This is a genomic window from Agrobacterium sp. ST15.13.013 (assembly GCF_027956525.1).
Taxonomy (GTDB): domain Bacteria; phylum Pseudomonadota; class Alphaproteobacteria; order Rhizobiales; family Rhizobiaceae; genus Agrobacterium; species Agrobacterium salinitolerans.
Genome location: NZ_JAQKGP010000005.1, coordinates 213,912 through 227,857, shown reverse-complemented (window position 1 = coordinate 227,857; position 13,946 = coordinate 213,912). Strand labels below are relative to the sequence as shown.

The window sequence follows — 13,946 nt, the reverse complement described above, 5'->3', positions numbered from 1 at the left end:
TTCTTCCATCCAAGTGGCAGGGCGCTGCCAGCTGCAAATTCAATGGTTAAGGAAATACAGCCCGGCTGCTGAACGGGCGCTGAATGAATTGTGGCGGACAGGCGGCGGCCCGCAATTCCTGTTTGCGCGCGCCGTACTTCGCGCTAGAACTCAAGAGCAAACAGGACGCACAGATGAGCCTTTCCCACATAACCGTCAATCCCGATTCCTCGCATGAAGACCGGGCACAGGCCATTCGTGATACGCTGCGTGACGCCATTGTCGACCGGCGGCTTGCGCCGGGGACAAAACTGTCGGAAGCGGAAGTCGGAACCCTGTTCGAGGTGAGCCGCACGGTGGTGCGGGCAGCGCTTCAGATGCTGGCCTATGAGGGGCTGGTCAAGGCAGAGCGAAACCGGGGCGCCTTCGTATCCAACCCGACGCCGGATGAGGCGCGACAGGTTTTTGCCTCGCGCCGGCTGATCGAACCCGGCGTGGTGGATGCGGCGATAGAAAAAATCACCCCTGCGGCGGCGAAGAAGCTGAGGGAACATCTGGTCGAGGAAAGCCGCCACCAGCTTGAGCGCGGCCCCACCGCCAGACGTGCGGAGATCAAGGCGTCGGGCGATTTTCACCTGATGCTCGCCGCGCTTGCCGGCAATGCCATTCTCGAGAAATTCATGGATGAGCTGGTGGCCCGTTCATCGCTGGTCATTGCGCTTTACGGTCGCTCGGGTGTCTCTAGCTGCGGCCATAATGACCATGCCGACCTTCTGGATGCGCTGGAGGCGAAGGATGCGGCAAAAGCCCGTGCGCTGATGCTGCGGCACCTCGACCACATCGAAGCCGATCTCGACCTTCGCATGAAGGAAGGGTTGGCGCTCAGGGACGCGCTGGCGCTTTGATCGCCGCCTGTCCCGCCTTGCCGGCGGGAAGGGGCTTTTCTGTTCCGCCTCAGGCGGCGTAGCGGCTGATGGCCAGGTCGTGTGTATCGATCTCCGGCTTGTTCCCGCTGATCAGGTCGGCAAGCACCCGGGCCGAGCCGCAGGACATTGTCCAGCCGAGCGTGCCGTGGCCGGTATTGAGATAGAGATTGCTGTAGCGGGTGGCGCCGATGACAGGCGTGCCATCGGGCGTCATCGGGCGCAGGCCGCACCAGAATTTCGCCTGGTTCTGATCGCCGGCGCCGCCGAACAGGTCTTCCACCGAATGGGCGAGCGTTTCCTGGCGTGCGGCCGGCAAATCCTTGCTGAAACCGGCAATCTCCGCCATGCCGCCGGCCCGGACGCGTGAGCCGAGACGGGTGATCGCCACCTTGAACGCCTCGTCCATGACCGTGGAAACGGGCGCGCGCTCCTCTTTCACGATTGGAACCGTGATGGAGTAACCCTTGACCGGGTAAACCGGCAGAGTAAGGCCAAGCTGGCGCAGGAATTGCGGCGAATAGCTGCCGAGTGCGGCGACGAAAATATCGGCCTCCACCAGCCCCCGGGTGGTTTCCACGGCCTTGATGCGTCCTGCTTCAACGATGGGGCGCATGATGCCGGTATCGTAAAGGAAGGTAACGCCGGCTTCTTCTGCCATGCGGGCAAGTTCAGTCGTGAACATGAAGCAATCGCCGGTCTCGTCGCCCGGCAAACGCAGGCCGCCAACGATCTTTTCCTTGGCGGGGGCAAGGCCGGGTTCGATGGCGGCGCAGCCGTCGCGGTCGAGAATCTCGAAAGGCACGCCGCCCGCCGTCAGCACGTCCACATCCTTGCCGATGGCGTCGAACTGTTTCTGGGTGCGGAACACCTCCAGCGTGCCCTGCATGCGCTGGTCATATTCGATGCCGGTCTCTTCGCGAAGCGCCATCAGGCAATCGCGGCTATATTCGGCAACGCGCACCATGCGGCTTTTGTTGATGGCGTAACGCGCCGAGGTGCAGTTGCGCAGCATCTGGCTCATCCAGCGCCAGGCGGCCGGGTCGGCGGTTGGGCGAATGATCAGCGGTGCATGTTTCATGAACAGCCATTTCATCGCCTTCATCGGAATGCCGGGGGCAGCCCAGGGCGATGAATAACCGGGGGAAACCTCGCCGGCATTGGCAAAGCTGGTTTCGAGCGCTGCGGCCGGCTGGCGGTCAATCACCGTCACCTTGTGTCCGGCTTTGGCCAGATACCAGGCAGATGTCACGCCGACGACGCCGGCTCCGAGGATAGTGACGTTCATGATCGTCTCACTTGTGATTGGCTGATATTGAAGCGGTTGTCGGGGTTATGCCCGGCTGAATATAGCTGCGGCGGTAACGGCGGCCGAGGCTGGTCAGGATTTCATAGGCAATCGTGCCCGCATCCTCGGCAATGTCTTCCAGTGTCTGGTCCGGCCCAATCATCTGCACGAGACTGCCCTGCGTCAATGTTGCCTCGGGCAGGGCGGATATGTCGAGAATGATGCTGTCCATCGAAACGCGCCCGACAATCGGCAGACGCACGCCATTATACCACGCCGCGCCGCGATTGCTGAGCGAGCGCGGCAGGCCATCGGCATAACCGGCGGCGATGGTTGCCAGCCGCGTCGGACCGCTCGCCGTGAAAGAGCCGCCGTAACCGACGAGCGAGCCGGCGGGAACGGTGCGGGTCTGGATGACGGCGAGATCGAGACGGACGACCGGCTTCATCGGGTTGGGATTAGCAGCGGAAGGCGCACCGCCATAAAGTGCGATGCCGGGACGCAGCAAAGCATTATGATAGTCGTTGCCGAGAAAAATACCGCCCGAATTGGAAAAGCAGACCGGCGTCTCGGGAAAGGCGGTTGCGGCCTTGCGCATCACGGCGAGCTGCGCGGCATTGGAAACATGATCCGGCTCGTCGGCACAGGCGAGATGGCTCATGACGAAGGCGATTTCAATTCCATCGAGCAGCTGCGGCTGGGCGGAGAGGATTTCAAGCTCTTCGGGGGAGAGCCCAAGGCGGCACATGCCGGTATCGATCTGGACGGCGGCGGTGAGTGTCTTGCCGAGCTTTCTGGCATGGCCTGACCATTGGGCGATCTGTTCCAGCGAGTTCAGAACCGGTGTGATGGCCATGGCGGCGCAGGAGGTCTCGTTGCCGGGCTGCAGACCATTGAGGACAAAAATCTGCGCTTCTGCCGAAAGCCGGATCCTGAGTGCTAGCGCCTCGTCGATGTGGGCGACGAAAAAATTCCGGCAACCCGCCTCGAACAGGGTCTGTGAGACGATATCCGCGCCGAGGCCATAGGCATCGGCCTTCACGACCGCCGCCGTTTGCGATGCGGGGGCCAGGGCGGCAAGGCTAAGGTAGTTGTCCCGCAATGCGCCGAGATCGATGGTCAGCTGGCCGCTTGCACCACCGGCTGCCTGCTGGCGGCTGATCTGCATGTCCATGGTCGTTCACCCTCATTTTTATCCCATGAGGGTATTGCAATGATTGTCGAATTTCTTGGCAATTATTCGAATAATATGCGACAAATTACATAATAGAGCAATTTTACTCTCATTATTGGAATTTCCTATGTCGTCACTCGATGCGACTGACCGCCATATCATCCGTCTGCTTCGGCTCAATGCCCGCATCAGCAATGCGAAACTGGCAGCAGAAGTCGGGCTATCTGCGTCCGCCTGCCTTCGCCGCGTCGATATTCTCGAGCGGGAAGGGATCATCCGCGGTTATACGGCGCTGACCAGCGGCCTTGCTGGCGGCGAGGTGATTTCGGTCATCGTGCAGATTACGCTCGACCGCCAGACGGAGGATTTTCTCAACCGTTTCGAAAATGCGGTGCGGCGATATCCGGAAATCCGCGAATGTTATCTGATGACAGGAGGATCGGATTATTTCCTGCGCTGCGAGGCGGAAAGTGCGGGGGATTTCGAGCGGATTCACAAGGAAATCCTGTCGAAACTGCCAGGGGTTTCGCGCATTCATTCGAGCTTTGCGATCAGGAATGTGCTGGCGACGCCGAAGGCGCGGTAGTGTATGCGGCCACCCCCCTCTGTCCTGCCGGACATCTCCCCCTCAAGGGGGGAGATCGACAAGCGGCTTCCTCAATACATCCAACAGGCAAGGATACTACGCTGAAAAAAGCGCGTGGAACTGAGGCCGAACCCTCATCCGATATCCCCCCTTGAGGGTGAGATGTCCGGCAGGACAGAGGGGGGTAAGCCCCATAGGCGCTAACTTAAGGCTGGACCGGCGGAATCCAGATGTGATTCATAGGGAAGATGCGAAGCAATATTTCCGTCGAAGCCGACTGGCAAAATCTGATATCGAAGATCAATAATCACATCGATCTGGATGCGACTGCGCGTGCCTCCAATGCTCTTGTGAGAAAGCGGTGCGTTGGCGATGCAGCTACCCTGTTGCGTCTGGCTGGCCTCGGCATACGGCGCTGGAGGAATGAGCTTGCGCTCGGCTGCCACCTTGGGCTGGTTCGAATGACATTGCACAGATTTCTGATGTCGCCCTGCTGAAGCGTTTGCGTGGCGCGGCTGATTGGTTGGGCGAGATCGCGGGTGCCCTTTTGCCAACCTCTTCCTCGGGCGTGCATTCCATTGGTAGCCGTCGCCTTTGTATCGCCGATGCCAATTCGATTTCCGGGTGCATGCTGCCTACGACCCGTCCCGGTCGCGCTTCACCTATCTCGATGTATCCGATGCGCACGGCGGCGAGGCATTCACCCGGCTGCCTATAACAGAGGGCGACATTTTTATCGGAGACCGCGCTTATGCCCGTGCGCCGTCTTTGGCAAAGCTGCTTGCCACCGGCGCTGATTTCATCGTCCGCTCCGGATGGCACTCCATACGCCTGGTCACCCTGGATGGGAACCCGGTCGACTGGAACGCGATTTACGCGCCTATGAAGATGGGGGACATCCGTAAGATCGATGTCTTCGTCGAACATTCCGGTCGCAAACAACGGGGAAAAGGCAAACCGCTTTTTCGGGCGCGCCTCATCATAAAACGAAAGGATGCGGAAGCGGCTGAGCGCGCACTGAAAACGGCAAAGCGCGGCCACCAACGCCGGTGATACAATCAGACCATGCAGCCGACGACGATGGCGGCCGCGGGATTCATTATGGTCCTAACCTCGCCCCCGTCATCCGCAATGACCGCAGAAGTCGTCCTCGATACGTACCGTCTGCGCTGGCAGGTCGAGCTTGCCTTCAAGCGGCTTAAAAGCGGGCTTGGTATCGACAAGCTTCCCGCCAAAGACCCCCAGCTCGCGCTAATTTGGTTGATGGCCCATCTGATCCTGGCGCTGATGATCGACGAGGCCGTCAACGACGTTCTCGACTCTCCCCCTTTGGGCATGCGAACCGCTTCGACGACTTCAATATCGCTGTGGCGGCTGCATAGCCTTCTTCGACAGGTATTTTCTGAATGTCATCGTTGTTTGTTTGTCGCCAGGACGGACGCTTACCCGTTTCGCCGATGTCGTTCGACATATCTGCGACCCACCGCGACGGCGCCAGAACCAATCTTGTATGGCAAGAAGGGCGTCGTGACGGCGCAACCGCAACTCCTGCCTACTGCAGTCTCAGCTTCAATCTGGCGTAAACCAACAAAATTAAGTAGCCGACGGCCGCCAGAACGAACGGCCCGCGAAGAGCCATTTCGCGCCCGGCCTCGTTCTCGATCAGCGACACCAATATCCCAGCAGCGATCGCACCAAGAGGCATCGATCCCCAGCCGAAGAAGCGGTAAATGCTGTTTACACGCCCCAGCAGTTCTGCCGGAATGCGACGCTGGCGCCATGACACGGTGATTACGTTCCAAAGCATGGATGCCGCCATAAACAAGGCAATTGCTGCGCCGACCACCCACGCAGCGGAGCTGAAACCAATGGCTGCGTATGCCATTCCCCATGTCAGGAACGAGAGGTATAGCGCCGCCTGCGCGCCAATCCGTCTTGTGATGAGCGGCGCTCCCAAACTGCCAGCTACCGCGCCTGCCGCAGCCACGGACAGCAAGAATCCGTGCTCGGCGGCAGACAGCCCCAAAATCTCCTGGGAAAACAGAATAATGATTGTCGTCGCCATCGAAAACAGGAAGTTCACCATTCCCAAGGTCACGGCCAACCTGAACAGGAGGCGATCTTTTCGCATCCAGTTTATGCCCTCAACCAAAGCGGGCCAAAACCGCGCAGAGTTCGTCAGTTGAGGTGGCAATGTAATGAGCCAGACCATGCCGGCTGCAAGCACTAGCGCTGCGGCATCCAGGCCAAAAGGCACCGCGATACCCAGCCCGATCAGTACGCCTGCGAGCGGGGGGCCAATGAACTGGCCCATTAGTTGCTCTGCGCTCCACATCTGACCATTGGCAACCTCCAGATCTGCTGGTGCGACAATAGACGGCAAAATTGTTTGAGCAGCGTTGTCCCGCATTACCTCGGCAGAGCCGAGAAGAAAGGCGAGGCCGGCCAGCAGCCACACAGCCCCGGCCACCGGCTCGCTCAAAGCGAGCATCATGATAGCAATTACGATCCCCGCCCGGATCATGTCTGCACGCGCGATCAACTTGCGGCGGTCAGTTCGGTCAATGATCACGCCTGACGGCAGTGCAAACAGCAGCCAAGGCATGCTGCCGGCAGCTGCTACAGCAGCAATCGCGAGCGGATCGCGTGACATCAGCGTAGCGAGCCAAGGCAGCGCCAGAACAATCACTCCGTCGCCAAGGTTTGTAAGCGTTCCTGCCGTGAGAAGCAGGCGATAGTTTCGGTTACGAACCAAAAGCGGCATTGCCATCTCGAGCTGATCCCCTTCACTGTTTCCAGCAGCCTAAAGGGTAACTTGGCATCGTCAATGGAAATCATTCCACATTCGTCACCTGAAGTTCGCGCCTATGGGGGTAAGCCCCACGCTCCACATATCGATATCACCCCCACCACCGATAAAAATGATGCACTGGCCCCCGCCCGTGCCCAACAGCAAGGCCCCGCCCGGCATCGAGCGCCCCATTCAGATAATCCTTCGAAAGCTCAACCGCCTCCCTTAACTCATATCCCTTTGCAAGATGAGCCGTAATCGCCGCCGCCAGTGTGCAGCCGGTGCCGTGGTCGTTTTTCGTCTCGACCCTCGGCGCGGAAAGCGCCTGCATGGCGCCATCCGCAAACAGATAATCCGTGCTCTCAGGCCCATCACCATGGCCGCCCTTGATGAGCACGGCTTTTGTGCCCGCCTTCAGGATCAATTCAGCCTGCTGGGCGATCTCGGTATCCGTCTTCGCCATGGAGGTCCCGGTCAGCAGCGCCGCTTCCGGCAGGTTCGGCGTAACGATGGTCGCGAGCGGCAGCAGGTCGCGCCGCAATGTCTCGATGGCGTCTTCATGCAGCAGCCTGTCACCGGAGGTCGCTACCATGACCGGGTCCAGCACCACCGGTTGCGATTGCCCCCGGAGCCGTTCCGCGATGGCGGCGATGGTTTCGATCCGCGATACCATGCCGATCTTCACCGCATTGACGGCGAGATCGGATAATACCGCATCCATCTGCGCAATAATGGTGGCGACCGAAACATCCTCGACCGTCGTCACGCCTTTGGTGTTCTGGGCGGTGATGGCAGTGATGACGCTGGCGGCATAGGCGCCGAGTGCGGAGAAGGTCTTGATATCCGCCTGAATACCTGCGCCGCCGCCGCTGTCGGAACCGGCAATGGTCAATGCAATGGCTGTCATGGCTGTCTCGCTTTCAGCGTGGCGTCAATTGCGGAGCGGAAGTCCTTGGTCGCGCTGGCAATATTGCCCGCGCGGAAAATGGCGGAAATGACCGCGACACCATCTGCGCCCGCCTCGATGACGGACGGCACACGCGCAAGATCGATTCCGGCGATAGCGCCCACCGGCATATCCGGCCTCCACTCCTTCAAAAGGGCGCGCAGCGTGGTAAAACCGTCTATGCCGACCGGCTTGTCCGGATTGACCTTGGAAACGGTTTCGAACACGCCGCCGATGCAAGCATAATCGACGGGCATTGAGGCTGCCCGTTCGGCATCAGTGCGATTCTTGACGGTGAGGCCGATGATCGCCTTTTCGCCGAGAATGCGCCTTGCGGTTTTGGCGTCCATGTCGTCGGCGCCGAGATGCACTCCATCGGCGCCCGAGGCGAGGGCCACATCCACCCGGTCGTTGATGACCAGCGGCACGCCGGTGCCGGCGATGGCCTCATGAATGGTGCGGGCGTTTTCGATCATCTCCCGCGTCGAGCCGTGCTTGTCGCGATATTGCAGAATAGTCGCGCCATTGAGTGCGGCTGCCAGAGCAAGCTCCGGCAGCGGCGCGACATCGCTAAGGCTTGCGTCGACCAGCGCGTTGAGGCGGTAATCAACCTTATTCATGCTCTATCCTCGCGTGATTTGTGACGTCCCCGGCGGAAATCTCGGAAAGCGCATCGAGAAACGCCGGTTCGAAGGTGCCGGGGCCTCCGGCGTGCTTGGCCGCAAGTTCGGCGGAAACGCCGGTGACGGCAAGGGCGGCGGCGGCCGCTGTCAACGCGTCCTTTTCCACCGCCATGAAGGCGGCGATGACGCCGCCCGAAAGGCAGCCCGTTCCCGTCACCTTCGCCATCCACGGATGGCCGTTGACGATCCTGACGCTGCGGGTTGTGTCGCCGAGGTGATCCACAGGCCCGGTCTCGATCCTCACCACATCAGACACATCGCCGATCAGGCTCATTTCGGCGTGATTACCGCGCACGATAGTCGGGGAAAGTGCGATGAGTTCGCGCGCGAACTCCAGCCGCGTCGGTGAGTAGTCGCAATGCACGGGGTCGACGATCCACGGCTTGCCGGATGCATTGGCGATCTCGATCGCCAGCCGGATGACCTTGCGCCGTTCTGCATCCAGCGTGCCGAGATTGACAGTCAGCGCATCTGCCTTGGCCACGAAACTCTCGATTTCCTCGAGCGAGGTGGTCATGGAAGGAATGCCGCCGACGACGGTGATGCCGTCTGCGGTGAATTTCTGCACCACGGTGTTCATCAGGCAATGCACGCGCGGGCGCGTGTTGCGCACGCGCTCCAGTATGTCGGCGGCCTTTGTTGCTGTTGGATAAGTCCTGGTCATGGCTGTTGCAGTTCCACGGCAATGTCGTCCGCCGCCGGCGCCTGCTTGATCAGCTGCATCTCCTGCATGAAAGCCCCGAAACGGGCGTAACGCGCGCGGTCGAGTGCGGCGGGGCGCTTGGCGAAGCGCGGCAGCGTATCGAAGAAGGCCTGTTTGTTCAGCGCGTCATCAAGGTTCGGATAGGCCTTGATGAAAAGCTGCCAGGCTTCCTGCGGGTGGTTGGTGATGAAGATCGCTGCCTGTTCCACCGCGGAGAGGAAACGCGGCAGGCGGCCGTCTTTTACGAGATCGCGATGGGTGACGAAGATCAGCTCGTCATAGGCCGGCACGCCATGTTCCTCCGGGAAGAAGGAGCGGCCTTCATGTCCCTCTAGCTTCATCTGCGTCAGCTCGAAATTGCGGAAGCCACCCAGCGTGGCATCCACCTTGCCGGCGATCAGCGACGGCGAAAGCGAGAAGTTGACGTTGACGAGTTCGACATCGTCCTTCGTCAGCCCGTCCTTTTCCAGCATGCGCTTCAGCATGGCGTCTTCGAAGCCGGAAACGGAAAAGCCGACCTTCTTGCCTTTCAGGTCCTTCAGGCTCTTGATCGGACCATCGGCCAAAACGGTGACAGTGTTGAGCGGGGTTTCGACCAGCGTACCGAAACGCACGAGCGGCAGGCCGGCGTCGTGATCGAGATAGAGGTTCGGCTGGTAATGCACGCCGATATCGGCCTGCTTTGCCGAGACGAGGCGCGGCACGGCGGAGGGGTCTGCGGGCGGAACCAGTTCCACCTCCAGCCCGGCATCGGCAAACAGGCCGCGTTCCCTGGCGATCACCATCGGCGCATGATCCGGGTTCACGAACCATTCGAGCAATATGGTGAGCTTGTCGGCCGCCTCAGATTGCATGGGTGCTAGTACGCTTGCCGCTGCGACGACGAGGGAAAGAAGAGTTCGTTTCATGGTGCCGAAAGTCTCCGCAAGTATCTGAAAGGAATGGTGTGTTCTGTTTCCTTGGCCCAGGGAGCCAGATGGACTGTCGATAAGTCGACGACGAGCCGCAGCAGCACCGCCATGACGGCCAGAATGGTCATGGCGGCGAACATGGTGTCGGTCTGCATGCGGGCATTGGACTGGATCATCACAAACCCGAGCCCGGCCGATGCGCCCACCCATTCGCCGATGACGGCGCCGAGCGGGGCAAGCGGCGCGGCGACCCTGAGGCCTGAAATCAGCGAGGGCAACGCCAGCGGCGCACGCAACCGGGTAAGGATCTGCCAGTGGCTAGCCTCAGTCAGCGAGGCGGCGTCGAGGACGGCGCGATCGGTGCGGTTAAGGCCATCCGTGAAAGCGGAGGCGACGGGGAAGAATATGATGATAGCCGTCATGACCACTTTCGAAGCCATGCCGAAACCGAACCAGAGGACGAGGATGGGGGCGAGCACGAAGACCGGAAAGGCTTGCAACACCAGAACCATGGGCCAGACGAGGCGGCCGAGGCGCGGGATGGCGGCAATGGTGAAGGCGACGACAATGCCGCCGGCGACGCCCGCCACAAGCCCGAGGGCCATTTCGCCGAGCGTTACCAGTGCCTGCCCGAACAGAAAGCCCGGCTGACGCCAGAACGCGCCAGCGACATCGGCGGGCGATGGCAGGATATAGCGGGGCGGTGAAAACAGCCACGTTCCCGCCTGCCAGAAAACCAGCAGAAGACCGACTCCGTTCAGTGCATGGGTGGCACGCATGAGCCGGACCTCAGACGCAGACGCACCGTGTGCGAAGGGCGGAAGGTTTCAGCATCGTCACTCGTCTCCAGATGTGGCAATCTCGGAGATCAGGCAAAGCGAAGAAGAGAAAGGGCGGCGCCCCTTGGGCGCGACAGTTCCGTTCCTACGCCGGCATGACCCGGATCAGGTTCAAGGGTCCGGCTCAACGCCATCTCAGCACCGTCTGGTGCTCCCCTCGGAAGAGATTGTTTTGTAGGACATGATCTAAAAATGTCAACGGCCTCCGCTGACAGATCATGGGTCGTATATATATTACTTAAATATAGTTATTAGTAATACCGAATTTATTGTAAATTAGTTATATCGATAAACTATATCGCAACGGCACTCAAATAAACCTCATCCGAATTCTGATAATTCGGAGATGAGCTTGAAAAACATCTGGCGGGACAAGTCTGGAAACTTTGCAATTCTTAGTGCTCTGTTGATCATACCGATCGTCGGATCTGCCGGCGTTGCGCTGGATGTCGTTCGGGCCATGAGCGTGAAATCCGATCTTCAGATGGCAGCGGACTCTGCGGCTCTGGCCGTGGTTGCGGAAAGTTCAGCCAGTGCCGAGGCTGCACGGCGAATGGCCAGCAACGGCGTCATTTCGGTCGGAAAGGAAGAGGCTGAGGCTTTTTTTCACAGCAATCAGCGAGGGAACCCGGAATATCGCCTATTGGCGCTCGATGTACAGGTGAAGAAGAATGGCACCGTGATCGAATCGTCAGTGAGTTTTAAGGCTTCGCTTAATACAACGCTCTCCAGAGTACTGGGAAAGGATTTCCTGACTGTCTCCGGCAGTGCAACTGCCAAATATGAGACGGAAACCTATACCGATTTCTATCTGCTGCTCGATAACTCGCCTTCCATGGGTGTCGGCGCAACGCCCGCCGATGTGGCAACAATGAAAGTTGCCCTCGGTTGTGAGTTCGCCTGCCATCTCTCATTGCCAGACGGGTCTTCCAATCCCAACAGCAGCTATTTCCGGCTCAGAAACAAGGATCCGAAGGCCCGAGGTTACATAAACGCGACGACGCGCATTGACGTGGTCGCAAAGGCAACCGCAAGCTTAATGGATACTGCCGAGGACACTCGCAAAAGACCCGACCAGTATCGCATTGCGGTCTATACTTTTGGAAAGACAGCAGAGGATGCCTTTTTTAACAAAGACCTTCCGGAAATTGTCTCGCGCACCTCGGATTTGCAGGGGGCCAAAAAAAAGGTCAAAGAAATTGAGTTGATGTCAGTTCCAGACCATCATTACAAAAGCGACCAGCATACGAATTTCGACCGTGCACTGACGAGAATCATACCGAAGATGGGAACATCGGGGAATGGCGCGAGTTCCGCTACACCTGAAAAAATCCTGTTCTTCGTGTCGGATGGCGTGGCCGATGCTGCAAAGGCCGCATGTACCAAGAAAAAGATTTGGAATGGACGCTGCCAGGAACCCATAGACACCAAGCTGTGCGACAACCTCAAGAAACAAGGATTCCGTATCGCCGTGCTTTACACGACGTATCTGCCGCTTCCTGATAATCCTCACTACAAGAATTGGATCGCACCATTCGAAACGGAAATCGGCCCGCGCATGCAAGCCTGCGCCTCCCCTGGCCTGTTCTTCGAGGTCAGTCCTTCGCAGGGCATCAGCGAGGCCATGTCGGCGCTTTTTAAAAAGGCGATCAGCTCGCCACGCCTGACCAACTGATGACCATCATAGCGGAAGGCTGGTTGGATCGGTATTTAGTTATTTAGGAAATTAGATTTATCGAAAATTAGTTATCCTTTGAAACTGCCCTTCAACATTCTTTTTCTAAGTTCTGTCTCCAAAAGCGCTATGGGGGCAGATTTGAAAAATATCTGGCAGGATAGATCAGGAAATTTCGGAATTCTAACTGCTTTGCTTTTGGTGCCGCTCATCGGTACGGCCGGCGTTGCGCTGGATGTGACTCACAGCATGGCCGTAAAATCCGATCTGCAGATGGCAGCGGATGCCGCAGCCCTTGCGGTGGTTGCCGATACATCGTCGAGTGTTCAAAAGGCGAAGGAAATGTCGGGCGATGGCGTCATTTCGCTCGGCGCTGATGACGCCTCCGCATTCTTTGAAAGCAATGAGCGGTCCAATCCCGATTACAAGCTTCTGTCTCTGGATGTGTCGGTGACCAAGCACGGTAACGCGATCGAATCCTCGGTCAGCTTCAAGGCTTCCATTGACACGACGCTTTCACGGATACTCGGGGAGGATCTGATTACCGTTTCGGGCAAGGCGACCGCCAAATACGAGACGGAAACATTCAGCGACTTCTATGTGCTTCTTGATAACACCCCCTCAATGGGCGTCGGCGCGACGCCAACCGACGTTGCCACCATGGTCGCGAATACGAGCGACAAATGTGCTTTCGCCTGTCACATCGTGAAAGACGGTGTCGTGGATACGAACAGCTATTATTACAAGGCGAAAAGTCTCGGCGTGACGACGCGCATCAATGTGGTCGCAAAGGCAACAGCGAGCCTTATGGACACGGCGAAGTCCATGCGCAAAAGCAGCAATCAATATCGCATGGCAGTCTATTCCTTTGGAGAGAAAGCCGAAGATACGAAGCTGCTTGAGGTCGTACCGCTCACGTCGGATCTGGCGACGGCGAAGAAGAAAGCCGCTGAAGTTGATCTCATGTCTATCCCCAAGCAGGGATTCAACAACGACCAACAGACGGATTTCGACCGGGCACTGACCCAGATCGGGGACAAGATCGGCACCTCCGGCACGGGCGCGAGTTCGGCGAGCCCGGAAAAGATCGTCTTCTTCGTGACCGATGGTGTCGGCGATAGCTATAAGCCATCGACCTGCACCAAAAAAACGACGAGCGGCCGCTGTCAGGAACCGATCGACGTCAAATATTGTACGAAGCTGAAAGAAAAGGGTTTTCGCATCGCCGTGCTCTACACCACCTACCTGCCGCTGCCGACCAATGACTGGTACAATAGCTGGATCAAGCCGTTTCAGCCGGAAATCGGCACACGCATGCAGTCCTGCGCTTCTCCGGGCCTGTTCTTCGAAGTTAGCCCGTCGCAGGGCATCAGCGATGCGATGACCGCGCTTTTCAAGAAGGCCATAACATCACCCCGTCTGACGGGGTGATGACAGGGACGACCTCG

General features: G+C 58.7%; 14 protein-coding genes, 1 pseudogene and 1 riboswitch. Of the genes and pseudogenes, 6 read left to right on the top strand and 9 right to left on the bottom strand.

Annotated features, from left to right (window positions below):
• The first annotated feature begins 173 nt into the window (after positions 1–173).
• Complete coding sequence (locus tag PL597_RS07915) at positions 174–884, top strand: GntR family transcriptional regulator (protein WP_077984326.1); 711 nt, start codon at positions 174–176, stop codon at positions 882–884.
• 49 nt (positions 885–933) lie between these two features.
• Here PL597_RS07915 and PL597_RS07910 read toward each other — a convergent pair whose 3' ends face one another.
• Both PL597_RS07910 and alr read right to left on the bottom strand, forming a co-directional pair.
• The gene (locus tag PL597_RS07910; protein ID WP_271364906.1) at positions 934–2,190 is read right to left on the bottom strand and encodes a D-amino acid dehydrogenase; all 1,257 of its coding nucleotides are present in this window, start codon (positions 2,188–2,190) and stop codon (positions 934–936) included.
• Between the two features lie 7 nt (positions 2,191–2,197).
• A complete protein-coding gene (alr, locus tag PL597_RS07905; RefSeq protein ID WP_271364905.1) occupies positions 2,198–3,364 on the bottom strand; it encodes an alanine racemase in 1,167 nt (388 codons plus the stop codon).
• A 127-nt stretch (positions 3,365–3,491) separates the two neighbouring features.
• Here alr and PL597_RS07900 point away from each other — a divergent pair, with 127 nt between their 5' ends.
• Positions 3,492–3,950: an Lrp/AsnC family transcriptional regulator gene (locus PL597_RS07900; protein ID WP_003500727.1), complete on the top strand. Its 459-nt coding sequence runs from the start codon at positions 3,492–3,494 to the stop codon at positions 3,948–3,950.
• A 200-nt stretch (positions 3,951–4,150) separates the two neighbouring features.
• On the opposite strand, the gene PL597_RS07895 is transcribed toward PL597_RS07900, so the two are convergent.
• Positions 4,151–4,396, bottom strand: coding sequence for a hypothetical protein (locus PL597_RS07895; protein WP_271364904.1), 246 nt, complete (start codon positions 4,394–4,396; stop codon positions 4,151–4,153).
• Positions 4,397–4,574: 178 nt separating this feature from the next.
• On the opposite strand from PL597_RS07895, the gene PL597_RS07890 reads away from it, so the two are divergent.
• Together PL597_RS07890 and PL597_RS26310 are read left to right on the top strand one after the other, a co-directional pair.
• Positions 4,575–5,003 (top strand): hypothetical protein, encoded by a 429-nt coding sequence (locus tag PL597_RS07890; RefSeq protein ID WP_271364903.1) that lies wholly within the window; start codon positions 4,575–4,577, stop codon positions 5,001–5,003.
• Between the two features lie 12 nt (positions 5,004–5,015).
• Positions 5,016–5,225 (top strand): annotated as a pseudogene (locus PL597_RS26310) (transposase); the annotation flags it as partial.
• 277 nt (positions 5,226–5,502) lie between these two features.
• Here PL597_RS26310 and PL597_RS07885 read toward each other — a convergent pair.
• The 6 genes from PL597_RS07885 to PL597_RS07860 form a co-directional block, all read right to left on the bottom strand.
• Positions 5,503–6,720, bottom strand: a complete 1,218-nt coding sequence (locus PL597_RS07885; RefSeq protein ID WP_142911893.1) for an MFS transporter — start codon at positions 6,718–6,720, stop codon at positions 5,503–5,505.
• Between the two features lie 130 nt (positions 6,721–6,850).
• Entirely contained in the window at positions 6,851–7,648 is a 798-nt protein-coding gene (thiD, locus tag PL597_RS07880; protein WP_271364902.1) for a bifunctional hydroxymethylpyrimidine kinase/phosphomethylpyrimidine kinase, read from the bottom strand.
• The gene (gene thiE, locus PL597_RS07875) at positions 7,645–8,307 is read right to left on the bottom strand and encodes a thiamine phosphate synthase (protein ID WP_142911891.1); all 663 of its coding nucleotides are present in this window, start codon (positions 8,305–8,307) and stop codon (positions 7,645–7,647) included. Before thiE ends, thiD begins: the two co-directional genes overlap by 4 nt.
• On the bottom strand, positions 8,300–9,034 hold the full coding sequence (locus PL597_RS07870) for a hydroxyethylthiazole kinase (RefSeq protein WP_142911890.1): 735 nt from the start codon (positions 9,032–9,034) through the stop codon (positions 8,300–8,302). Before PL597_RS07870 ends, thiE begins: the two co-directional genes overlap by 8 nt.
• Positions 9,031–9,981: an ABC transporter substrate-binding protein gene (locus PL597_RS07865; protein WP_271364901.1), complete on the bottom strand. Its 951-nt coding sequence runs from the start codon at positions 9,979–9,981 to the stop codon at positions 9,031–9,033. The genes PL597_RS07870 and PL597_RS07865 overlap by 4 nt, the downstream gene beginning before the upstream one ends.
• Complete coding sequence (locus PL597_RS07860) at positions 9,978–10,763, bottom strand: ABC transporter permease (RefSeq protein WP_271364900.1); 786 nt, start codon at positions 10,761–10,763, stop codon at positions 9,978–9,980. The genes PL597_RS07865 and PL597_RS07860 overlap by 4 nt, the downstream gene beginning before the upstream one ends.
• A gap of 125 nt (positions 10,764–10,888) precedes the next feature.
• Positions 10,889–10,991, bottom strand: a riboswitch (TPP riboswitch).
• Between the two features lie 184 nt (positions 10,992–11,175).
• On the opposite strand from PL597_RS07860, the gene PL597_RS07855 reads away from it, so the two are divergent.
• Entirely contained in the window at positions 11,176–12,498 is a 1,323-nt protein-coding gene (locus PL597_RS07855) for a VWA domain-containing protein (protein WP_269824150.1), read from the top strand.
• A gap of 141 nt (positions 12,499–12,639) precedes the next feature.
• Positions 12,640–13,929 carry a pilus assembly protein TadG-related protein gene (locus PL597_RS07850; RefSeq protein WP_077984373.1) on the top strand — a complete coding sequence of 430 codons (1,290 nt, stop codon included), beginning with the start codon at positions 12,640–12,642 and terminating at the stop codon, positions 13,927–13,929.
• The last annotated feature ends 17 nt before the right edge of the window (positions 13,930–13,946 follow it).

Excerpts from the sequence above, each read along its gene's own strand:
- PL597_RS07915 (WP_077984326.1), top strand. The coding sequence starts at position 174 with ATGAGCCTTTCCCACATAACCGTCAATCCCGATTCCTCGCATGAAGAC.
- PL597_RS07910 (WP_271364906.1), bottom strand. The coding sequence starts at position 2,190 with ATGAACGTCACTATCCTCGGAGCCGGCGTCGTCGGCGTGACATCTGCC.
- alr (WP_271364905.1), bottom strand. The coding sequence starts at position 3,364 with ATGGACATGCAGATCAGCCGCCAGCAGGCAGCCGGTGGTGCAAGCGGC.
- PL597_RS07900 (WP_003500727.1), top strand. The coding sequence starts at position 3,492 with ATGTCGTCACTCGATGCGACTGACCGCCATATCATCCGTCTGCTTCGG.
- PL597_RS07885 (WP_142911893.1), bottom strand. The coding sequence starts at position 6,720 with ATGGCAATGCCGCTTTTGGTTCGTAACCGAAACTATCGCCTGCTTCTC.
- thiD (WP_271364902.1), bottom strand. The coding sequence starts at position 7,648 with ATGACAGCCATTGCATTGACCATTGCCGGTTCCGACAGCGGCGGCGGC.
- thiE (WP_142911891.1), bottom strand. The coding sequence starts at position 8,307 with ATGAATAAGGTTGATTACCGCCTCAACGCGCTGGTCGACGCAAGCCTT.
- PL597_RS07870 (WP_142911890.1), bottom strand. The coding sequence starts at position 9,034 with ATGACCAGGACTTATCCAACAGCAACAAAGGCCGCCGACATACTGGAG.
- PL597_RS07865 (WP_271364901.1), bottom strand. The coding sequence starts at position 9,981 with ATGAAACGAACTCTTCTTTCCCTCGTCGTCGCAGCGGCAAGCGTACTA.
- PL597_RS07860 (WP_271364900.1), bottom strand. The coding sequence starts at position 10,763 with ATGCGTGCCACCCATGCACTGAACGGAGTCGGTCTTCTGCTGGTTTTC.